Origin of the sequence: Actinomadura sp. K4S16 (assembly GCF_008327685.1) — a bacterium.
Classification (GTDB): Bacteria; Actinomycetota; Actinomycetes; order Streptosporangiales; family Streptosporangiaceae; genus Spirillospora.
This window is the reverse complement of sequence record NZ_BDDE01000010.1, coordinates 529605-550925: the sequence shown is the minus strand read 5'-3', so window position 1 is coordinate 550925 and position 21321 is coordinate 529605. Positions and strand designations below refer to the sequence as shown.

Annotated in this window: 18 protein-coding genes; 12 read left to right on the top strand and 6 right to left on the bottom strand. The window is 72.6% G+C overall.

Going from position 1 to position 21321, the window contains the following annotated elements; all coding sequences use genetic code 11:
• Positions 1–51 precede the first annotated feature (51 nt).
• From K4S16_RS03315 to K4S16_RS03280, 8 genes are all read left to right on the top strand, one after another.
• A complete protein-coding gene (locus K4S16_RS03315; protein ID WP_235036537.1) occupies positions 52–837 on the top strand; it encodes a cell division protein FtsQ/DivIB in 786 nt (261 codons plus the stop codon).
• Positions 838–1158: 321 nt separating this feature from the next.
• On the top strand, positions 1159–2613 hold the full coding sequence (gene ftsZ, locus K4S16_RS03310) for a cell division protein FtsZ (protein ID WP_149257284.1): 1455 nt from the start codon (positions 1159–1161) through the stop codon (positions 2611–2613).
• Positions 2610–3338, top strand: a complete 729-nt coding sequence (gene pgeF / locus K4S16_RS03305) for a peptidoglycan editing factor PgeF (protein ID WP_149257283.1) — start codon at positions 2610–2612, stop codon at positions 3336–3338. The genes ftsZ and pgeF overlap by 4 nt, the downstream gene beginning before the upstream one ends.
• Positions 3339–3415: 77 nt before the next feature.
• Positions 3416–4111 (top strand): YggS family pyridoxal phosphate-dependent enzyme, encoded by a 696-nt coding sequence (locus K4S16_RS03300; protein WP_235036627.1) that lies wholly within the window; start codon positions 3416–3418, stop codon positions 4109–4111.
• Between the two features lie 105 nt (positions 4112–4216).
• Positions 4217–4753: a cell division protein SepF gene (locus K4S16_RS03295; protein ID WP_149257281.1), complete on the top strand. Its 537-nt coding sequence runs from the start codon at positions 4217–4219 to the stop codon at positions 4751–4753.
• A 21-nt stretch (positions 4754–4774) separates the two neighbouring features.
• Positions 4775–5071 (top strand): YggT family protein, encoded by a 297-nt coding sequence (locus K4S16_RS03290; protein ID WP_149257280.1) that lies wholly within the window; start codon positions 4775–4777, stop codon positions 5069–5071.
• Positions 5072–5128: 57 nt separating this feature from the next.
• A complete protein-coding gene (locus K4S16_RS03285; protein WP_149257279.1) occupies positions 5129–6049 on the top strand; it encodes a DivIVA domain-containing protein in 921 nt (306 codons plus the stop codon).
• A 153-nt stretch (positions 6050–6202) separates the two neighbouring features.
• Positions 6203–7660, top strand: a complete 1458-nt coding sequence (locus K4S16_RS03280; RefSeq protein ID WP_149257278.1) for a hypothetical protein — start codon at positions 6203–6205, stop codon at positions 7658–7660.
• A 36-nt stretch (positions 7661–7696) separates the two neighbouring features.
• On the opposite strand, the gene K4S16_RS03275 is transcribed toward K4S16_RS03280, so the two are convergent.
• Together K4S16_RS03275 and ileS are read right to left on the bottom strand one after the other, a co-directional pair.
• Positions 7697–8473 (bottom strand): DUF1707 domain-containing protein, encoded by a 777-nt coding sequence (locus tag K4S16_RS03275; RefSeq protein WP_308800775.1) that lies wholly within the window; start codon positions 8471–8473, stop codon positions 7697–7699.
• Positions 8474–8661: 188 nt separating this feature from the next.
• Complete coding sequence (gene ileS, locus K4S16_RS03270; protein ID WP_200841664.1) at positions 8662–11835, bottom strand: isoleucine--tRNA ligase; 3174 nt, start codon at positions 11833–11835, stop codon at positions 8662–8664.
• Between the two features lie 858 nt (positions 11836–12693).
• Between ileS and K4S16_RS45530 the strand changes: the two genes are divergently transcribed.
• From K4S16_RS45530 to K4S16_RS03255, 3 genes are all read left to right on the top strand, one after another.
• Positions 12694–13074, top strand: a complete 381-nt coding sequence (locus tag K4S16_RS45530; RefSeq protein ID WP_235036626.1) for a TraR/DksA C4-type zinc finger protein — start codon at positions 12694–12696, stop codon at positions 13072–13074.
• Between the two features lie 68 nt (positions 13075–13142).
• On the top strand, positions 13143–13787 hold the full coding sequence (gene lspA, locus K4S16_RS44905) for a signal peptidase II (RefSeq protein WP_235036536.1): 645 nt from the start codon (positions 13143–13145) through the stop codon (positions 13785–13787).
• Positions 13787–14719, top strand: a complete 933-nt coding sequence (locus K4S16_RS03255) for an RluA family pseudouridine synthase (RefSeq protein WP_149257276.1) — start codon at positions 13787–13789, stop codon at positions 14717–14719. Before lspA ends, K4S16_RS03255 begins: the two co-directional genes overlap by 1 nt.
• A gap of 40 nt (positions 14720–14759) precedes the next feature.
• Here the strand turns inward: K4S16_RS03255 and K4S16_RS03250 are convergent, their stop codons facing one another.
• From K4S16_RS03250 to K4S16_RS03240, 3 genes are read right to left on the bottom strand one after another with little or no spacing between them, the layout of a single operon-like run.
• The gene (locus tag K4S16_RS03250) at positions 14760–15071 is read right to left on the bottom strand and encodes an AzlD domain-containing protein (RefSeq protein WP_149257275.1); all 312 of its coding nucleotides are present in this window, start codon (positions 15069–15071) and stop codon (positions 14760–14762) included.
• Positions 15068–15844, bottom strand: coding sequence for an AzlC family ABC transporter permease (locus K4S16_RS03245; RefSeq protein WP_149257274.1), 777 nt, complete (start codon positions 15842–15844; stop codon positions 15068–15070). The genes K4S16_RS03250 and K4S16_RS03245 overlap by 4 nt, the downstream gene beginning before the upstream one ends.
• Positions 15841–16215 carry a chorismate mutase gene (locus tag K4S16_RS03240; RefSeq protein WP_149257273.1) on the bottom strand — a complete coding sequence of 125 codons (375 nt, stop codon included), beginning with the start codon at positions 16213–16215 and terminating at the stop codon, positions 15841–15843. Before K4S16_RS03240 ends, K4S16_RS03245 begins: the two co-directional genes overlap by 4 nt.
• A 484-nt stretch (positions 16216–16699) precedes the next feature.
• On the opposite strand from K4S16_RS03240, the gene dnaE reads away from it, so the two are divergent.
• Positions 16700–20230, top strand: a complete 3531-nt coding sequence (dnaE, locus tag K4S16_RS03235) for a DNA polymerase III subunit alpha (RefSeq protein WP_149257272.1) — start codon at positions 16700–16702, stop codon at positions 20228–20230.
• Positions 20231–20511: 281 nt separating this feature from the next.
• Here dnaE and K4S16_RS03230 read toward each other — a convergent pair whose 3' ends face one another.
• Entirely contained in the window at positions 20512–21207 is a 696-nt protein-coding gene (locus tag K4S16_RS03230; protein ID WP_149257271.1) for a DUF6882 domain-containing protein, read from the bottom strand.
• Positions 21208–21321: the final 114 nt, after the last annotated feature.

Below are 21321 nucleotides of genomic sequence, written 5' to 3'. Positions count from 1 at the left end.
GCCGCCCGCGCGGTCGGCCGCGGAAGCGCGGATCACTGCCAGGCTTGGGTCATGACCGAGGCGCAGACGGGCCGCCGCGGGTCGCCGGAGCCGGACACGGAGCCTGATACGGAACCGGTTCCGGAGACGGATGCCGCGGCGCCGGACGAGCGCGGCCGGGCGAACCGCTGGAAGGTGGTGTTCGTCACCCTTCTGGTGGTCGGAGCACTCGGCGCGGTGTCCTGGGTTCTGCTCGGATCGAGACTGCTGGTGGTGCGGCACGTGGAGGTGACGGGCACCCGGATCGCCTCCGCCGACCAGGTGGTGGCCGCGGCGGGGATCGACCTCGGCACGCCGATGGTCCGGCTCAGGACCGGCGCCGTCCAAAACCGGGTCGAGCGGCTCCGCGAGGTCGAGTCGGCGGCGATCGAGCGGCACTGGCCGGGGACGGTGCGGATCGTCGTCCGGGAGCGCCGGCCGGTGGCGGTGTTCCGCGGCGGAGGCCGCTACCACCTGCTCGACCGGCACGGGGTGGCCGTCGCCGACGAGAAGTCGCGCCCGGCGGGGCTGCCCACGCTCACGGTCGCCTCGCCCGGACCGTCCGACCAGGCCACCCTGGCCGCGCTCACCGTGCTGTCCGGCCTGCCCGAGCGCATCAGCGGCGGGCTGACCGAGGTGGAGGCCGCCGGCCCGGAGGCGGTGACCCTCTACATGAAGGGCGGCCAGACGGTGGTGTGGGGCGCGGCGGAACGGGCAGACGAGAAGATCAGGTTGCTGGACGCCGTGCGGCGGACGGCGGCCGGGCGCGCCGTCCGCACCGTCGACATCAGCTCGCCCGAGGTCCTCAAGACGCAGTGATGGGACGGGCATGCCGGGAGAGGCGGGCGGGGGCGCGTGACCGGGTGGAGGCGGGCAGGTCGCGACACGCCGGGGGAGTTCGGGGGAGGTTAGTTGACCCTGGCGGTAAGGCCGCCCTACTGTCCGTATCAGTCCTCAGGTTGACATAACTGTAAGCCTCAAGTTGAGGGTGAGGGTTTACCTCACCCCATCGCACAGCTCCATTGCACAGCTCCACTACTCAGCTCGAAGACACAGCTCGGAAAACAGGTCGGGAACACCGCGGCGGCACGGTCGGCAGACCGGTCAGGGCGGTCGGAGAGAGCGGAAAGGCCCCTCGTCGTGGCAGCACCGCAGAATTACCTCGCGGTCATCAAGGTCGTCGGCATCGGCGGCGGCGGCGTCAACGCCGTCAACCGGATGATCGAAGAGGGACTCAAGGGCGTCGAGTTCATCGCGATCAACACGGACGCCCAGGCGCTGCTGATGAGTGACGCCGACGTGAAACTGGACGTGGGCCGCGAGCTCACCCGGGGCCTCGGGGCCGGAGCCAACCCCGACGTCGGCCGCAAGGCCGCCGAGGACCACCGGGAGGAGATCGAGGAGGTCCTCAAGGGCGCCGACATGGTGTTCGTCACCGCGGGTGAGGGCGGCGGCACCGGCACCGGCGGCGCGCCCGTGGTCGCCAACATCGCCCGCTCGCTCGGCGCACTGACGATCGGGGTGGTCACCCGCCCGTTCAGCTTCGAGGGCAAGCGCCGCGCCATGCAGGCCGAGGCCGGCATCGAGACGCTGCGCGACGAGGTCGACACCCTCATCGTCATCCCGAACGACCGGCTGCTGTCGATCTCCGACCGGCAGGTCAGCGTGCTGGACGCCTTCAAGGCCGCCGACCAGGTGCTGCTGTCCGGTGTCCAGGGCATCACCGACCTGATCACCACGCCGGGCCTGATCAACCTCGACTTCGCCGACGTCAAGTCCGTGATGTCCGGCGCCGGCTCGGCGCTCATGGGCATCGGCTCGGCGCGCGGCGACGACCGCTCGGTCGCCGCGGCCGAGATGGCGATCTCCAGCCCGCTGCTGGAGGCCAGCATCGACGGCGCGCACGGCGTCCTGCTGTCCATCTCCGGCGGTTCCGACCTGGGGCTCTTCGAGATCAACGAGGCGGCGCAGCTGGTGTCCAACGCGGCCGCCCCCGACGCCAACATCATCTTCGGCGCGGTCATCGACGACGCGCTCGGCGACGAGGTCCGGGTCACGGTGATCGCGGCGGGTTTCGACGAGGGGCGCCCTAGCAAGCCGGTCCCCGAACCGGAGAGCAAGCGGCTGCCCCCGCCCCCGCGTCCCGTCCCGCCGCCCGCGTCCCCGCCGAACCCGATCCCCAGCCGGGTCGGGCGGTCCGAGCCCCCGGCGCCGCAGCCGTCCGCGCAGCAGCAGTCGGTGGCGCAGGCCGCCGCCGCGCCGCCGCCTCCCGCCCCCGCGCAGCAGCGCGCCGAGGGCGACCGGGCGCAGCAGCCCGCGCGGAGCCAGGACGACCGGCCCGCCGGACGGGGCGAGCAGTCCCGGTCCGAGGGCGCGGCGTCCGGCCAGCCGGGCCCGCCGGCCGAGCGGGACGCCGGCTCGTCCGGCGGCGAGTCCGGCGGAACGCGCGCCCCCGCACCGCGCCAGCCCGCCGAGCAGCCCTCGCCCCGCGTGCACGCCGGGGAGAACGACGGCGGCCCCGCCTCCGGGCAGCGCCGCCGTCCCGTGGTGTTCGACGAGGACGACGACCTCGACGTCCCCGACTTCCTGAAGTGATCACCCCCGTCGCCCTGGGCGACGGCGTCGGCGCCGGCTTCACCGGCCGGACCGGCGGCGTGAGCGGGCCCCCCTACGACTCCCTGAACCTCGGCGGCGCGGTCGGCGACGACCCCGCCGCCGTCCTGGACAACCGGCGGCGCGCCGCCGCGGCCCTCGGCGCCGACCCCGAGCGGATCGTCTTCATGCGGCAGGTGCACGGCGCCGAGGTCGCGTTCGCCGACTCGACCGACAACCCGGACCCGGTCGACGCGGTCGTCACGACCGTCCCCGGCCTCGCCCTCGCCGTCCTCGTCGCCGACTGCGCGCCCGTCCTGGTGGCCGACGCCGCCGCCGGGGTCGTCGGCGCCGCCCACTCCGGCCGTCCCGGGACGGCCGCCGGGGTCGTCCCGGCACTGGTGAAGGCGATGTGCGAGCGCGGCGCCGACCCCGCCCGGATGACGGCGGCGATCGGGCCCGCCGCGTGCGGGCGCTGCTACGAGGTCCCCGAGTCGATGCGGGACGAGGTCGCCGCCACCGTCCCCGCCGCGTACGCCACCACGTCCAAGGGCACCCCCGGCCTCGACATCCGCGCCGGCGTCGCCGAGCAGCTCGCCTCCGCGGGCGTGGCCCGCGTGACCGCCGACCCCCGCTGCACGATCGAGGACCCGGACCTCTTCTCCTACCGCCGCGAGGGGCGCACCGGCCGCTTCGCCGGATTTGTCTGGCTCAAGGAACGCACGTGACCGACCGGGACCGCACCGCCGACGGGACGAACGCCCCCGACGGGACGAACGGGGACGCCGCCGAGCGGCGCGCCGAGATCGCCGAGGGCCTCGCCGCCGTCCGAAAGCGCATCGCCGCCGCGTGCGCCGCCGCCGGCCGGGACGAGGGCGAGATCACGCTGATCGCGGTGACCAAGACGTTCCCCGCGTCCGACGTGCGGCTGCTGGCCGGGCTGGGCGTCACCGAGGTCGGGGAGAACCGCGACCAGGAGGCCCGGCCCAAGGCCGCCGAATGCGCCGACCTCCCCCTCACCTGGCACTTCGTCGGGCGGCTCCAGACCAACAAGGCGCGCGCGGTGGCCGGCTACGCCGACGTCGTGCACTCCGTCGACCGCTCCCGGCTGGTCGGCGCCCTCGCGGACGGCGCCGCCCGCACTGGCCGCACGCTCCGCTGCCTCGTGCAGGTCTCGCTGGACGAGGCAGGGAAGCGGGGCGAGGTGGGGGAGCGGGGCGGGGCCGTGCCGGGCGACGTGCCCGGGCTGGCCGACGAGGTCGCCGCCGCCCCCGGCCTGGAACTCGGCGGGGTGATGGCCGTCGCGCCCCTCGGGGCGGACCCGCTGCCGGCCTTCGCCCGGCTCGCGGAGACGGCGGAGCTGCTGAGGCGGAACCATCCGGACGCCCGGATCGTCAGTGCGGGTATGAGCGGCGATCTGGAGCAGGCGATCGCGTGCGGCGCGACACACCTGCGGATCGGTACGGCGTTGCTCGGCGGCCGACAGGCAATCGTCAGGTAATGTCCCCCCAGTGGTACCTGCCCGAACGTAGGACGCCACGACGGAACAGTCCAATGGCGGGGCCGGACGCGCCCGGCGCCGCGGCCACAGGACACGGAGGGACGTATGGCCAGCGCGATGCGCAAGATGGCGGTCTACCTCGGCCTTGTGGAGGACGACCGTTACGACGACAAGTACGGCGACTACGACGAGTACGAGGTCTACGACGAGGAGACCGACACCGGGCAGGGCCGCCGTCGCGAGGACGAATCCGGCGGTCAGCTTACCCGAGCCGAAGAGGCGGCGGACCGCGATCGCGACCATCACGCCGCGTCGACCATCGAACGACGGTCCGTGGCGCTCTACGAGTCCGGTACCACCGACCTTGCGCGTATCACTACGCTGCATCCGAGGACCTACAACGAGGCCAGGACGATCGGGGAGCACTTCCGGGAGGGCACGCCGGTGATCATGAATCTGACCGAGATGGTCGACAGCGACGCCAAGCGTCTGGTCGACTTCGCGGCAGGTCTCGTGTTCGGCCTCCATGGCAGCATCGAGCGTGTTACCAACAAGGTGTTCCTGCTGTCGCCCGTCAACGTCGAGGTGACGGCGGAGGACAAGGCCCGGATGGCAGAACGAGGGTTCTTCAACCAAAGCTGAGAGTCGCATGCGAGAGTATCCGTGAACATCGTTGGATCCGTCCTGCAGGGCGTCCTGTACCTGTACCTCCTGCTCCTGATCGGCAGGCTGATCCTGGAGGTCCTGCAGTCGTTCGCTCGGCAATGGAAGCCGACCGGGGTGGTGCTGGTGATCGCTGAGGCGACCTACACGGTCACCGATCCGCCGCTGAAGCTGCTCAGGCGCTTCATCCCGCCCATCCGGCTGGGTAGCGTTGCCCTGGACCTCAGCTTCATGGTCCTCGTCCTTGTGGTCTGGGTCCTGATCGCCATCGTCGGCTCCATATTCGGCGGAGGTTAGGTCGATCGGATACCGTCCTTCGGGGACAGACTCCAAGCGCGCCAAGGAGACGAGAACATGCCGCTGACACCCGCCGATGTGCGGAACAAGCAGTTCAGTACCACCAGGCTGAGGCCGGGGTACGACGAGGAGGAGGTGGACGCCTTCCTCGACGAGGTCGAGGCAGAGCTCGACCGCCTCATCCAGGAGAACGAGGAGCTGCGGGCCAAGCTGGCCGAGTGCCTGCGCGGCAAGGTTCCCGCCATGGCGGCTCCCATCGTGGAGCCCAAGCCGGACGTCCAGAAGATCCCCGAGCCGCCCCGCCCGGAGCCGCAGCCGCAGCCCGAGCCGGAGCCCGTCCTCGGCGGTCTCGGCAGCATGTCCCCCGCCCCCTCCGGCGAGGACAACATGGACACCGCGGCCCGCGTGCTCGCGCTCGCCCAGCAGACCGCCGACCAGGCGATCGCCGACGCCCGGCGCGAGGCCGACGAGACGCTCGGCCGCGCCCGCCGCGAGGCCGAGGAGATCCTCGGCAAGGCCCGCCGGCAGGCCGACCAGATCGTCAGCGAGGCCCGCTCCCGCGCCGAGGCCCTCGACCGCGACGCGCAGGAGCGGCACCGCCAGGTCATGGGCTCGCTCGTGCAGCAGCGCGAGGAGCTCGAGCGCGAGGTCGACAACCTGCGCGCCTTCGAGCGCGAGTACCGCAGCCGCCTGAAGGTGTACCTGGAGGGCCAGCTGCGCGACCTGGAGGCGGGCAGCACCGAGACGGGCGCGTTCGCCGCCGTCCCGGGAGCGGCGCCCTCGCAGGCGCAGCAGAACCCGCAGGTGAGTCCGCAGACGGGTCCGCAGAACGCCCTGCCGCACGCCGACAACCGCAACGGCGCCCCCGCGCCGGCGCCGGGCACGTTCCCCGCTCCCGAGCACACCCAGCAGGTGCAGCACTCGGCGACGGGCGCTTTCCACTCCGGCGGCGACAACCCGCCGCACGACAGGCGCTGACGCGGACGCCACAGGCGATAGTGTCGTTCCGATCGCCGCGCCGGGGATGGCGCGCCGCCATCCCCGCGGCGCCGGGCGGCCGTGCCCCGGGCCGGCCGCCGGCCCTCTCGCGCGGCCCGGAGCCTAGCGGTCTGAACGAGTGGGAGTGACCCTGTGATCATCCTGAGTGGCGTTCTCGTGGTGGTGGCGATCGCCCTGCTGGTAGCGGGAATCGTCGCGGGCAACGGAGACAGCGCCCAGGTCTTCGGCCTGGACGCCCTGGTGGTGATCTACATATCGATCGCCGTCAGCATCGTCTCCGCGGTGTGCCTGTCCATCGGGGTGTTCCTGCGGCGCAAGGAGCTGTTCGGCCCGGGCGCCTCGCCGGTCCCCGCCCGCCCCAGCAAGAGGGCGCAGAAGGCCAAGAAGGACAAGCGCGACAAGCAGGACAGTCGCAAGAAGGGCGCCCCTGCGGCGCCCGCACCGGCCGGCGCCGACGGCGCTCCGGAGGCCAAGTCCCCGGCCGTCCCCGCCGACGACGAGGTCGAGATCCCCGCCCCGGCCGTCGACGTCCCCGACGACGCGCTGGTGTTCGTCGTCCGCGGTCGCAAGCGCTACCACCTCGACACCTGCCGGCAGCTCGCCGGCCGGGAGACCGAGGAGCTCACCTACGCCGAGGCCAGGGAAGAGGGCTTCAGCCCCTGCACCGCCTGCATGCCCGACACCGCACTGGCGGCGCGCGCCGCGGCGTCGGCGCCCACGGCTCCCGGGGGCAAGGCGGCCGGGACCGGACCCGCGACCCGCGAGCCCGGCGCGGCGGAACGACCCGAGGGCGGCCTCGCCGGCCTGGCCAAGCCCGCCCCCAGCTCGTTCGACAAGCCCTCCTCCTTCGACAAGCCCAGTGCTTTCGACAAGCCCAGTGCTTTCGACAAGCCCAGTGCTTTCGAGAAGCCCGGCGCCTTCGACGAGCCCGGCGCTTTCGACAAGCCCGGTTCCTTCGACGAGCCCAGTGCCTTCGACGAGCCCAGTGCCTTCGACGAGCCCAGTGCCTTCGACAAGCCGGGCGCGTTCGACAAGACGGCCGAGATCCCGCGTGCGGGCGAGCCCGCCGAGGGGCCCGAGGGCGAGAGCGCCGACACCGAGCGCGAGGAGAGGGACGCCCCGAAGCGGGCCACGGCGGGTCCCACCCTCACCGACATGCCCGTCGCGGGCCTGTTCGGGACACGCGACACCGCCGCGGAGGCGCCCACGGCCGCGGAGAAGGCCGAACCCGCCGACGCCGGAGCCGACGACCGGCACGCCCCGGAACGGGACGCTGAGAGCGAATCGGCGGCGCCGGACGTCACCGCCGACCTCGGCGCCGCGCCGTTCGGCGGCTCCGACACCGAGGACGCGCCCGCGCCGGAGCCCGAGCCGTCCGCCACCGCCGGGCCGGACGATGCCGGCGACGACGGCCCGCTGGTCCGCATCCTGAGCGGCACCAAGCGCTACCACCGCGTCGACTGCGCCCTCATCGAGGACATCGGTGACGAGGCCGACGACCTGGAGTCCCTGTCGCGCGCGGAGGCCAAGGCCCGGGGCTGCACGCCCTGCCTGGTCTGCCAGCCCGACCGCGAGCACGCCCGCGACTGACGCCGGCGCCGCCCGGGCGGCCGGAGCCGCCCGGGTTCAGCGGCCGCGGTGCCGTTCGTCGCGCAGCTCCCGGAGGCGGTCGCGCCGCGCGTCCCGCATCTCCTCGCGCCGCTCGCGGTGCAGCCGCCGCATCTCGTCGTGGTGCTCGCGGTGCAGTTCACGGTGGTGCCGGTGCCGGCCGCGCTTCTCGCCCGCGGCGCGGCGCTCCACCGAGACGCCGCCGAACAGCAGCATCCCGGTCAGTCGTATGACGGGCGCGTCCGGGTCGACGGTGTCGTCCTCCGGCAGGTCGGTGCCCCCGAAGACCGCGAAGTTGGAGCCGACGACCCGCACGCCCGGCGGCACGACGACGTTCACGCCGCCGAACACGCACGTCACGTTGAGGGTCACCTCGCCCTTGCTGAGGACCGCCTGCCGGAAGTCCAGCTCCGCGCCGCCGAAGACGCAGGTGACGGTGGTGGTCGGCTCGACCAGCCAGCGGCCCTTGCGCTCGACCCCGCTGAACACCGCCACGAGGTGCGGCGACTGCGGCGGGGGCGGGGCGGGCGCCTGCTCCTTGCGCAGGTCGACCCGAGGGCCCGGCGCGTGCTGCGCGGGCAGGTCGCTGAGCACGGGCTCCAGTTCGGCGTACGTCTTGGCCTTGTAGACGACGTCGATGCGCTCGGCGTGCTCCTCCGGCGTGATGCGCCCCTCGGCCAGAGCCTCGCGCAGGCGGTCGGCGACCTCGTCGCGATCGGCGTCGGACGCGCGCATGCTCGCGGGGGAGGGCCGCGCCGGCGGCTCGGACCCGGACGGCTGCTCGGGAAGATTCACGACACCATCATCGCAAACGCGATGTGTCGCGATGAACCCCATCGCGAAACTTCTCCGCCCCCGCGAAACTTCTCCGCCCCCGCGAAGCTCCTCCGGCGTGGGGTGTTGTCGGGGCGGGGAGGTCTCTGCCGCGGCCGGGCCGGGTGGGCGCGGCCGCGGCAGAGGGACTCACGTCCTGCGCGGGTGCTTCAGGCCTTGCGCAGGTAGTACGTGAGGCCGAGTTCCTCGTCGCGGGTGGCGGTCAGGCCCTCGGGGCGGCCCTCGGTCACCGTGGCCGCGAGGACCTCGGCGGCGACCTCGTCGCCGTGGCCGCGCAGGGCCTCGGCGAGGTCGGTGCCGGTGGCCTCCCACCACAGGTCGATGCGGTCGGTGACCTCCAGGCCCGCGGCCTTGCGGCCCTCCTGGACGAGCCGGACGGCCTCCCGGACCAGGCCCGCGCGGCGCAGCTCGGGCGTGACCGTGAGGTCGAGCGCGACCGTCTCGCCGGAGGCGCTCTCGACGGCCCAGCCGCTGCGCGGGCGCTCGGTGACGATCACGTCGTCCGGGCCGAGCGGCACCGCGCCGAGACCCTCGGCCGCCACCTCGGCGGACCCCGCCCGCAGCGCCTGGACGAGGCCGGCCGGGTCGGCGGAGGTGATCGCCTTGGCCACCTTCGGGGTGTCCTTGGCGTACCGCTTGCCGAGCTCCCGGAAGTTGGGCTTGACCTCGTACTCGACCAGGTCGCCGCCGATCGAGGACAGCTCCTCGAAGCCCAGCACGTTCAGCTCCTCGGAGATCTGCGCGCGGAGCTGCTCGGGCAGCGCGGACCAGCCCGGGGCGCCGACGAGGGCGCGGCCGAGGGGCTGGCGGGTCCGCACGCCGCTCGCGGCCCGCGCGGAGCGGCCGAGCTCGACCAGCCGGCGGACGAGCGCCATCCGCTCGGTCAGCTCCTCGTCGAGGAGGCCCTCGTCCACGGTGGGCCAGTCGGTGAGGTGCACCGACTCCGGCGCGTCCTCGGGGCGGATGACGTCCCAGACGTGGTCGGTGATGAACGGGACGATCGGCGCCATCAGCCGGGTGAGGGTCTCCAGGCACTCGTAGAGCGTCGCGAACGCGGACGAGCCCTCGGGCGTCTCCGGGCCCTCCCAGAAGCGCCGCCGGGAGCGCCGCACGTACCAGTTGGAAAGGTCGTCCACGAACTGCGAGAGCCGCCGTCCCGCGCGGGCGGTGTCGAACTCCTCCAGCGCGGCGTCGACCTCGCGGACGGTGCGGTGCAGCTCGGCGAGCGCCCAGCGGTCGAGGAGCGGCCGGTCGGCCGGGGCCGGGGCCTCGGACAGCCGGTCGGGCGTCCACGCGCGCCCCTGCGCCTGCGCCGCGTTCGCGTACAGGACGAAGAAGGACGCGGTGTTCCAGTAGGTCAGCAGGACCTTGCGGACGATCTCCTCGAGGGCGCCGTGCCCGACGCGGCGGGACGCCCACGGCAGCCCGCTCGCGGCCATGAACCAGCGCACCGCGTCGGCGCCGTGCTGGTCCATCAGCGGGATGGGCCGCAGCACGTTGCCGAGGTGCTTGCTCATCTTGCGGCCGTCCTCGGCGAGGATCAGGCCGAGGCAGACGACGTTCTCGTAGGACGAGCGGTCGAACACCAGCGTCCCGACGGCCATGAGCGAGTAGAACCATCCGCGGGTCTGGTCCTGGGCCTCGCAGATGTACTGGGCCGGGTAGGCGTCCTCGAAGACCTCGTTGTTGCGGTAGGGCGCGCCCCACTGCGCGAACGGCATCGACCCGGAGTCGTACCAGGCGTCGATGACGTCGGGGACGCGGCGCGCCTCCGCCCCGCACTGGGTGCACGGGAACGCGACGTCGTCCACGTACGGGCGGTGCGGGTCGAGCGCGGAGAGGTCCTCGCCCGCCAGGTCGCCCAACTCCTTGAGCGACCCGACGCAGGTGACGTGCTGCTCGTCCTCGCCGCAGACCCACAGGGGCAGGGGCGTGCCCCAGTAGCGGCTGCGGGACAGCGACCAGTCGACGTTGTTGCGCAGCCACTCCCCGTACCGGCCGTGCTTGACGGTCTCGGGGTACCAGTTGGTCTTCTCGTTCTCCTCCAGCAGCCGGTCCTTGATCTGCGTGGTGCGGATGTACCAGGCGGGGAGCGCGTAGTAGAGCAGCGGGGTGTGGCAGCGCCAGCAGTGCGGGTAGCTGTGGTCGAAGTGCCCGCCGCGGTACAGCAGCCCGCGCGCGCGCAGGTCGTCGGTGAGCGGCTCGTCGGCGTCCTTGAAGAACTTGTTGCCGACCAGGGGCACCTCGCGCAGGAACCGCCCGTCCGGCCCGATCGGGTTGACGATCGGCATGCCGTAGCGCTTGCACACCGTCATGTCGTCGCCGCCGAACGCCGGCGCCTGGTGGACGAGGCCGGTGCCGTCCTCCACGGTGACGTAGTCGCCCATGACGACGTAGTGCGCGTCGGGGATGTCGACGAGGTCGAACGGCCGCCTGTAGGCGGTCCGCTCCAGCTCGGTGCCCTGGTACGTGGCGAGCCGCTCGGCGCCCTCGCCGAGGACCTGGTCGACGAGGGGCTCGGCGACCACGAGCACTTCGTCGGAGCCCTCCGGCCGGGCCGCCACGTACGTGACGTCCGGATGGACGGCCACGGCGGTGTTCGACACCAGCGTCCAGGGGGTCGTCGTCCAGATGAGCAGCGCGGCGCCCATCTCGGCCAGCGGACCGGACGTGACGGGCATCCGCACGTACACCGAGGGGCTGGAGACGGTCTCGTACCCGCCCGGCTGGCCCAGCTCGTGGTCGGACAGGCCGGTTCCGCAGCGCGGGCAGTACGGCGTGATGCGGAAGTCGCGGAACAGCAGGCCCTTGTCGAACACCTGCTTCAGGGACCACCAGACGGCCTCGACGTACTCGGGGTCCATCGTGCGGTAGGCCTGGTCGGTGTTGACCCAGTACCCCATCCGCTCGGTCATCTCCTCGAAGGCGTCCACGTGGCGCAGGACCGATTCGCGGCAGCGGGCGTTGAACTCCGCGACGCCGTACTCCTCGATGTCCTTCTTGCCGGTGAGGCCGAGCTCCTTCTCCACGGCGACCTCGACCGGCAGGCCGTGGCAGTCCCAGCCGGCCTTGCGCGGGACGTGGTGGCCCTTCATGGTCTTGAAGCGCGGGAAGACGTCCTTGAAGACGCGGGCCTCCACATGGTGGACGCCCGGCATGCCGTTGGCGGTCGGGGGCCCCTCGTAGAACACCCACGGGGTCCCGGACGCGGTGCGCTCCAGCGACCGCTCGAAGACCTTGTTCTCCTGCCAGCGGCGCAGCATGTCCCGCTCCAGGGCGGGCAGATCGACCTGCGCGGGCAGCGGCCGAAAAGCTCGGCTCACGATGGCGGACCTCCGGATCGACGCGAACACGTTGACCGGAGGGACGAGGCGGCTGCCCCGCGGTACCACCCTCCTTGACCGCGCCCGACGGCGCGGCCCGCTTCGTTCCAGTCTCGGCGGCCGGGTCTACTGGGCCCCTGGGGGGCGGTTCTTCCGGCGGCTCCGGGGTGATCAGACCGCCGGGCCCGCCCCCGGGCTCGCACCGCCCCCGGGTCGCTCATGGCTGCTTTCGGCGGCAGGTGTCCCCATCAATGCCTGCCTTGCGACTGCTGGTGCCGACTTTAACGCACGCCGGACTCCGCCTCTTCCCCTTTTCCGTCCCGGGGGGACACGGTTCCTTTGCGATCTCGTACGCCGCCCGGGAGTTTCCATGCGTTCGGCGACCGGGCATAAGCGGTCGGTAACACGGCCCAGGTTGTTTACCGTGCCCGAGAGAGGGGACCAATGCTGCCCGCACTGCCCGTCGAGGCGACCAGCGCGAGGGAGGCCGACATGGCCGGCGCGAGGAGGGGCGGGACGCCCGCCGCAAGCACGAGCCCGGGCACGGCGCGGCCGTCCCGGAGCATGCCGGTCCCGGAGGCGAGCACGGCGGGAACGAGCACCCCGGGGCCGAGCGCACCGGGGACGAGTACGGAGGGAAAGGGGACGGCGAGAAAAGGCGCGTCGGGAAAGGGCGCCGCCAAGCCGGCCGCTTCCAAGGCCCCCGCGAAAGGGCCTGCCGTGAAGCCGGGGAAGCCGGCGGCCGGGCGTGGCCCCGCGAAGGCGGGTAAGGGCGGCGCGACGGGCAAGGGCGGGGCCGGGAAGACCGACGGTCCGGCGCCGGACGAGCGGGAGCCGGCGCGGACGGCGGCCGCGGAGCTGCCGGTCCGCGAGGGCGAGCACCAGTGGACGCCGGGCGAGCTGGCCGAGGTGCGGGCCGGCCTGGAGGAGCAGATCGAGGCGCTGCGCAGCGAGATCGCCGCGTCCGCGAGCCAGATCGCCGAAGGCGACACCAACGACGGGGCGGGCGACGACCAGGCCGACGCGGGAGCCAAGACCTACGAGCGCGAACATGAGCTCGCGCTGGCCTACAATTCACAGGACCTGCTCGCCCAGATCGAGCGGGCCGTCCAGCGGATGGACGCCGGCACGTACGGGATCTGCGAGTCGTGCACCAGGCCGATCGGCAAGGCGCGCCTCCAGGCCTTCCCGCGTGCGACCCTGTGTGTGACATGCAAACAACGCGAGGAACGTCGCTGAGCGACTCAACGAACCCAGAGCGGCGGGCCGGGGAGACCACGGGATCTCCTCGGCCGCGCCGCGTCGGCGTGCTGGTCGCCGTGGCCCTGGCCGCGCTCGCCGCCGACATCGTGTCCAAGACCATCGTGGTGGCGACGCTTCAGGACCGCGCGCCGGTCCGGCTGCTCGGCGGGCTGCTGACGCTGCGCGAGACCCGCAACAGCGGCGCCGCGTTCTCGATCGGCACCGGCTACACCTTCGTCTTCACGCTGATCGCCTGCGGGGTGGTGGTGGCGATCCTGCGGACCGCCCGCAACCTGCGCAGCGTGCCGTGGGCGATCTGCCTCGGGCTGCTGCTCGGCGGCGCGGTCGGCAACCTCATCGACCGGCTGCTGCGGGCCCCGGCGCCGCTGAAGGGCCACGTCGTCGACTGGATCCAGCTGCCGCACTGGCCGGTGTTCAACCTGGCCGACTCGGCGATCGTCTGCGGCGGCGTGCTGGCCGTCCTGCTGGCGGCCCGCGGCCTCCAGGTCGACGGCACGCGCCTGAAGGACGAGACCCCCGGCACGGTCGAGACCACGGACGCGCGGGAGGCCTCCGACGCGTCGGAGGCTCCCTCCGGTGAGGGCGCCACCGGCAAGAGCGAGGCCCGAAAGGACGAGTCCGCCCGGAAGGCCGTCGACCCCGCGCCTGAAGGCGGGGCCGAGGTTCCGGCGCCGGAGGAGAAGTCCTGATGGGCGACGTACGAAGCCTCCACGTGCCGGACGGCCTGGAGGGGGAGCGGGTCGACGCCGCGCTGGCGCGGCTGTTCGGGCTGTCGCGCGGCAGCGCCGCCGACATGATCGCCTCGGGTGACGTCGTGCTGGACGGGGCGCCCGTGGCCACCAAGTCCGAGCGCCTGCACGCCGGCGCCTGGCTGGAGGTCACGCTGCCACCGCCGCCCGCCGCGCCCGCCCCGGTCGCGGAGCCCGTCCCCGGGATGGGCATCCTGTTCGAAGATGACGACATCGTCGTGGTGAACAAGCCGGTCGGCGTCGCCGCCCACCCCACCACCGGCTGGACGGGCCCGACCGTCCTCGGCGGGCTGCTCGGGGCCGGGCACACGATCGCGACCAGCGGCGCGTCCGAGCGCCAGGGGATCGTGCACCGGCTCGACGCCAACACCACCGGCGCGATGGTCGTGGCGAAGAGCGAGATCGCCTACTCGCGGCTCAAGCGCGCCTTCAAGGAGCGCCGCATCGACAAGCGCTACCAGGCGCTCGTGCAGGGCCATCCCGACCCGTTCCGCGGGACGGTCGACGCCCCCATCGACCGGCACCCCTCCGGCGACGGCCGGTTCGCGGTCGTCGCGGGCGGCAAGCCGTCCGTCACCCACTACGACACCGTCGAGGCGTTCCGGGCGGCGACACTGCTCGACATCGACCTGGAGACGGGCCGCACCCACCAGATCCGCGTCCACATGGCCGCGATCCGGCACCCGTGCGTGGGCGACATGGCCTACGGCGCCGACCCGACCCTGGCGGACCGCCTCGGCATGAGGCGGCAGTGGCTGCACGCCGTCCGGCTCGGTTTCGAGCACCCGACCAAGGGCGAGTGGGTCGAGTTCGAGAGCCCCTACCCGGACGACCTGGCCCACGCCCTGGAGATCGTCGCGGCGGAGTCCTGACCCGAGGCCGGCGCGGCGGCGTCAGCGGCCGGGGGCGGGGTCAGAGGCCGAGCAGGCGCAGCCCCGCAGCGACACCGGCCGCGGCGACCAGCACCACCAGGAACGGCGCGCGCAGCAGGAGCGCGGCCACGGCCGCGCCCAGGCCCGCCAGCCGTGCGGCGTCGAACTCCAGGGAACGGCCGTCCGCCACCGCCTGGACGGCGATCAGCGCGGTCAGCAGCGCCACCGGGACCAGGTCGGCGAACCGGCGCACCCGCGGATCGTCCAGCAGCCGGCGCGGGGTGACGAGCCCGCCGAGCTTCAGCGCGTAGCAGCCGAGCCCGGTGGCGATCACCGCGATCCACACGCTCACGGCGCAGCCCTCCGGCCGAGCAGGGCGGGCAGCGCCGCGACGGCGGCCAGCATGACCGGCACGCCGGGCGGCAGCACCGGCGTCGCCGCCACCGCGATCACCGCGGCCGCGACGGCGACGCGGACCGCGGCCCGCCCGCTCGTGAGCCGCGGCCAGAGCAGGGCCAGGAACGCCGCCGGGCCGAGGACGTCCAGGCCCACGGCGTCGGGGTCGCCGAGCCGCGCCGCGCCCGCCGCGCCCAGCAGCGTGGTGAGGTTCCACGCGAGGTAGAGGCTGATCGCGGTGGTGTAGAACCCGGCGCGGGCCGCGTCCCGGCCGCGCTGCGCGGTCGCCACGGCGGCCGTCTCGTCGATGACGACGTGCGCGGTCACGAGCCTGCGCAGCCCGCGCACGCGGAGCGTCGACGCGAGCCGCATCCCGTACAGGGCGTTGCGCCCGCCGAGCAGGACGGCGCCGAGCGTCCCGGCGACCAGGCCGCCGCCCCCGCCGACCACCCCGGCCAGCGCGAACTGGGACGCCCCCGTGAACGCCAGCAGGCTCAGCGCGCACGCCTGCGCGACCGTGAGCCCCGCCGTGACCGCCGCCGCGCCGAACGCCAGCCCGGAGACCCCCACGGCGATCCCGACGCTGAGCCCGTCGCGGACCGCCGCCGCCCGCGCGCCCTCGTCCGGCGCGCTCTCGTCCCGGGCGTCCTCGGCCGGGACGCCGAGGGCGGGTGCGCTCTCCTCCGGGACGTCCTCCCCGGCCGCCCGCGCGGAGCCGGGTGCGCTCATCGGCCGGCCTCGGCCGCGTCCAGGCCCGCCTCGATGATCGCGTTCACGATGGGGGCGAGCCGCTCCGCGCCGAGGGACGGGGCGCGCGCCGCCATGGCCTCCACGATCCGCCGCTCGCGCTCGGGGTCGCGCCCCGCGAAGCCCCCGACCGGCTTGAGGCGCTGGACGACGGCGGCGATCGCGGTGCGGTGCTCCAGCAGCGTCGCGAGGGCGGCGTCCAGGCCGTCGATCGCTTCGCGGGCCTCGGCGAGCGTGGTGACGGCGGCGGGGGAGGGCAGCGCGACGCGCAGCTCGCCGGACGGTCCGCCGACCGTCCCCCGGGCCGGGCGGGCCGCGTCGGTGCCCGCGGCGTCGATCACCTGGTCGTGCATCTCGGGTCCCCTCTCGTGCGGCGGCCCGTGCCGGGCGAGGGGAGAGCACGCCCCGGGCCGCGCCTGATCAGCAGAAAAGGCAGATTCAGAAGAAAAGGCGGTTTCAGCAGAAAAGGCAGAGTCCGCAGGGGGACTCTGCCTCGGCCGGCTCCGGGGTCGTCGCTCAGGTCGCGGGGGCGACCGGCTCACCCGGAGCCGGCCGCGTAAACCTGGATCGGCGACGTTCCACGGAAGGATCGTATGCGGAGCCGCCCCGAGGGGCCAAACTCCGGACATCCCGTCCCGGGTTTCGAGACGACCGGAAGGGGCCGCCGGGGATTGGGCGCGTCGGGGCGCGAGTGACGCGGGATGCGGGTTAGGCTCTCAGAGCCGCGTCGTTCCGGCGCTCCGCCGGCCCGACGTCTTCCCCCGGTACCGATGCCGCGACCACGTGCGGGCCCCGCACGTGGGCGGTCGCATGCGACGAGCAGGAGGCGCAGCACGCATGGCCGACTCTTTCGTTCACCTGCACGTTCACACCGAGTACTCCATGCTCGACGGAGCCGCCCGGTTGAAGCAGATGTTCGAGGAGGTCGGCCGGCAGCAGATGCCGGCGATCGCGATGACCGACCACGGCAACATGCACGGCGCCTACGACTTCCACAAGCAGGCGACGGCGGCCGGCGTCACCCCGATCATCGGCATCGAGGCCTACATGGCGCCGGAGTCCCGGTTCCACAAGAAGAAGGTCCAGTGGGGCGAGCCGAGCCAGAAGCGCGACGACGTCTCCGGCGGCGGCCTGATCAACCACATGACGCTGTGGGCGCGCAACAGGGCCGGCCTGCACAACCTCTTCAAGCTCTCCAGCCGCGCCTACACCGAGGGCTTCGTCTTCAAGTACGCCCGCATGGACGAGGAGCTGCTCGCCGAGCACTCCGAGGGCCTGATGGCCACCACGGGATGCCCGTCCGGCAAGATCCAGACCCGGCTGCGGCTCGGCCAGTTCGACGAGGCGCTGAAGGCGGCCGCGAACTTCCAGGACATCCTCGGCAAGGAGAACTACTTCCTCGAGCTGATGGACCACGGCCTCGACATCGAGCGCCGCGTCCGGCAGGGCCTCATCGACATCGGCAAGAAGCTGAACATCCCGCCGGTCGTCACCAACGACTCCCACTACACCCACGAGTCCGAGGCGACCGCCCACGACGCCCTGCTGTGCGTCCAGGTGGGCAAGCAGCTCGCCGACCCCGACCGGTTCCGGTTCGACGGCAGCGGCTACTACCTCAAGACCGCCGACGAGATGCGCGCCATCGACTCCTCCGACATCTGGGCCGAGGGCTGCAGGAACACCCTGCTGATCGCCGAGCGCGTCGACCCCGCCGGGATGTTCGAGTACCGCGACCTCAGCCCCCGCTTCCCCGTCCCGGAGGGCGAGACCGAGGAGAGCTGGTTCCGCAAGGAGGTCTGGAAGGGCCTGGAGCGCCGCTTCCCCGACGGCCTCCCGGACGGCTACAAGGAGCAGGCCGAGTACGAGATGGGCGTCATCCTCGGCAAGGGGTACCCGTCCTACTTCCTGGTCGTCGCCGACTTCATCATGTGGGCCAAGGAGAACGGCATCCTGGTCGGGCCGGGGCGAGGCAGCGCCGCGGGCTCGCTGATCGCCTACGCGATGGGCATCACCGACCTCGACCCGATCCCGCACGGGCTGATCTTCGAGCGGTTCCTGAACCCCGAGCGCGCGTCCATGCCCGACATCGACATCGACTTCCCTGAAGACCGGCGGGCCGAGGTCATCAAGTACACGACCGAGAAGTGGGGCGCCGACAAGGTCTCGTTCATCGCCACCTTCGGCACCATCAAGGCGAAGGCCGCCATCAAGGACGCGGGCCGCGTCCTCGGCTTCCCGTACGCGCTCGGCGACCGGATCTCCAAGGCGTTCCCGCCCGCCGTCATGGGCAAGGACATCCCGCTCTCGGGCATCTTCGACGAGAAGCACCCGCGCTACGGCGAGGCGGGCGAGCTGCGCAAGCTGTACGAGGAAGAGACCGACGTCAAGCAGATCATGGACCTGGCGCAGGGCCTGGAGGGCCTGATCCGCCAGACCGGCGTGCACGCCGCCGGGGTCATCATGTCCGGCGAGACGATCACCGACCACATCCCGATCATGCGCCGGGACGCCGACGGGGCGATCATCACGCAGTTCGACTACCCGACCTGCGAGTCGCTCGGCCTGCTGAAGATGGACTTCCTGGGCCTGCGCAACCTGACGATCATCGACGACGCGCTCCAGGGCATCAAGAAGAACAAGGGCATCGACGTCGACCTGCTCGCCCTCCCGCTGGACGACCAGAAGACCTACGACCTGCTCGCCCGCGGCGACACCCTCGGCGTCTTCCAGTTCGACGGCGGCCCCATGCGCTCCCTGCTCCGCCTGATGAAGCCGGACAACTTCGAGGACATCTCCGCCGTCGGCGCCCTGTACCGGCCGGGCCCGATGGGCGCGAACTCCCACACCAACTACGCGCTCCGCAAGAACGGCCAGCAGGAGATCACCCCGATCCACCCGGAGCTGGAGGAGCCGCTCAGGGAGATCCTCGACACCACCTACGGCCTGATCGTCTACCAGGAGCAGGTCATGGCGATCGCGCAGAAGGTGGCGGGCTACACGCTCGGCAAGGCGGACCTGCTGCGCCGCGTCATGGGCAAGAAGAAGAAGGCCGAGCTGGACGCCCAGTTCGTCGGGTTCGAGCAGGGCATGATCGACAACGGCTTCTCCAAGGAGGCCGTGAAGACCCTCTGGGACATCCTCGTCCCGTTCTCCGACTACGCCTTCAACAAGGCGCACTCCGCCGCGTACGGCCTCGTCTCCTACTGGACGGCCTACCTCAAGGCGAACTACCCGGCCGAGTACATGGCGGGCGTGCTCACCTCCGTCGGCGACGACAAGGACAAGAGCGCCCTGTACCTGTCGGAGTGCCGCCGGATGGGCCTGAAGGTGCTGCCGCCCGACGTCAACACCTCTGAGGCCGACTTCACCCCGCTCGGCGACACCGAGATCCGGTTCGGGCTGTCGGCCGTCCGCAACGTCGGCACGAACGTCGTGGACGGGATCGTCGCGGCCCGCCGGGAGAAGGGCGCCTACACCGACTTCAACGACTTCCTCAACAAGGTGCCGCCGCCGGTGTGCAACAAGCGGGTCGTGGAGTCGCTGATCAAGGCGGGCGCGTTCGACGAGCTCGGCCACCAGCGCAAGGCGCTGCTGATGGTGCACGAGCAGGCGATCGACTCGGTCATCGACATCAAGCGCAAGGAGGCCGTCGGCCAGGACTCCCTCTTCGGCGCCCTGGAGGACGATGGCGGCGAGGACGCGTTCGCCGTCGCGATCCCCGAGGGCGAGGAGTGGGACAAGACGACCCTGCTCGCCTTCGAGCGGGAGATGCTCGGCCTGTACGTGTCGGACCATCCGCTCCTCGGCGTCGAGCACATCCTCGAACGCGAGGCCGACTGCACGATCGCCGTCCTGAACGGCGGCGAGCGCCCCGACGGCCAGGTGGTCGTGGTCGCGGGCCTGCTCTCCGGCCTCCAGCGCAAGGTCACCAAGCAGGGGAACTCCTGGGCCATGTTCCAGCTGGAGGACCTCGGCGGCTCCATCGAGGTGATGTGCTTCCCCTCGTCCTACCAGCTGTGCTCGACCCTCCTCGCCGAGGACGCCATCCTCGTCGTCAAGGGCCGCCTGGACCGCCGCGAGGACGTCGCGAAGATCATCGCGATGGAGGTCACGCAGCCCGACCTCAGCGTCACCGACGCGACCGGCCCGTTCTCGGTCACGATGCCGCTCGGCCGCTGCACGCCGCCCACGGTCTCGCGCCTCAAGGAGGTGCTGATCACCCACCCCGGCACCGCCGAGGTGCACCTGCACGTCCAGAACGGCCCGCGCACCACGGTTGTCCGCCTAGACGACAAACTCCGCGTAGCCCCGTCCCCCGCACTCATGGGCGACCTGAAACAACTCCTCGGCCCCTCCTGCCTGGGCTGAGTCGAACCCAGAAGGCCCCCGCTCCGACAGGCGCGCCCCTGAGCACCGACCCAAGAGCGGCACACCCACGCCCACCGTGCGCGAAGACCGCACCCACCGTGCGCGAAGACCGCAACCGGCACCCCAGCCACCGGCGACCTCAGGAGTCGCGATCGCGTCCGAAGGCAGTTTCGAGCGAAGCGAGAAACTGATCGCGCAGCGAGCCGTTAGGCGAGTCGGAGCGATGCCAGCGATCGCACCGCGGTTTCTTAGGGTTTTCGGGCCCCCAAGGCCCGAAAACCCTAAGAAACCGCCATAAGCTCAGCTTTCCAGTCGACGAAGCGGCCTAGGCCGTCGAAGTGGGCGCGGGCGGTGCCGCCGCCGGGGAGTGCGACCTCGGTGAGGACGTCGGTCTGCCGGTAGGGGACGCGGTGGTGCGACAGGAGGCCGGCCAGGGTGAGGCGGGGCTCGTGGGGGAACAGGCTCGCGGCGTTGGCGACCAGGCGGGGGAGGGGGACGGGGTCCCACTGGGCGGGCGGGGCCTGGGGGTCGTCCACGTGCAGGTAGGCGGAGCCGCCGTCGTAGCCCGCGCCGATGTATCCGGCGCCGCCGAGGACGCCGCCCGCGGCCATGGCGATCAGTTCGCCGCCGTGCCCGGCGGGGCCCTCGTACCAGGACAGGTCGATCTCGGGGGTGGTGAACTCGGTGATGCCGAGCCGCTCGCCGATGGTCCGGATGCCCAGGGTCGGGGCGACCGCGGGGTGCGCGTCGCCGAACTGGGGGTTGGCCCAGCCCCACAGCCAGGTGCGCTCGCGGGCGGCGTAGCTGCCGAGCAGCGAGACGCGGACCGTGACGCCGCCGCTGGTGTAGGTGCGGGCCGTCAGGTCGGCGCTCCAGTCCTCGCGCGGCAGGAACTCGGCGAGCGTCTCCTGCTGCTGCAGGACGACGGCCGCCAGCGCGGCGCCGAGGCGTTCGAACGCAGGGCTGAATCCGGACATGTCGGGCACATTATCCCAGTAATCGGGGCTGTCGTGGGCGGGAATCGGACACCCTTCGAGAGTCGATCGGCTGACCTGGGCAGGCTAGGCTTTCGCTGTCGGACGACTTGCAAC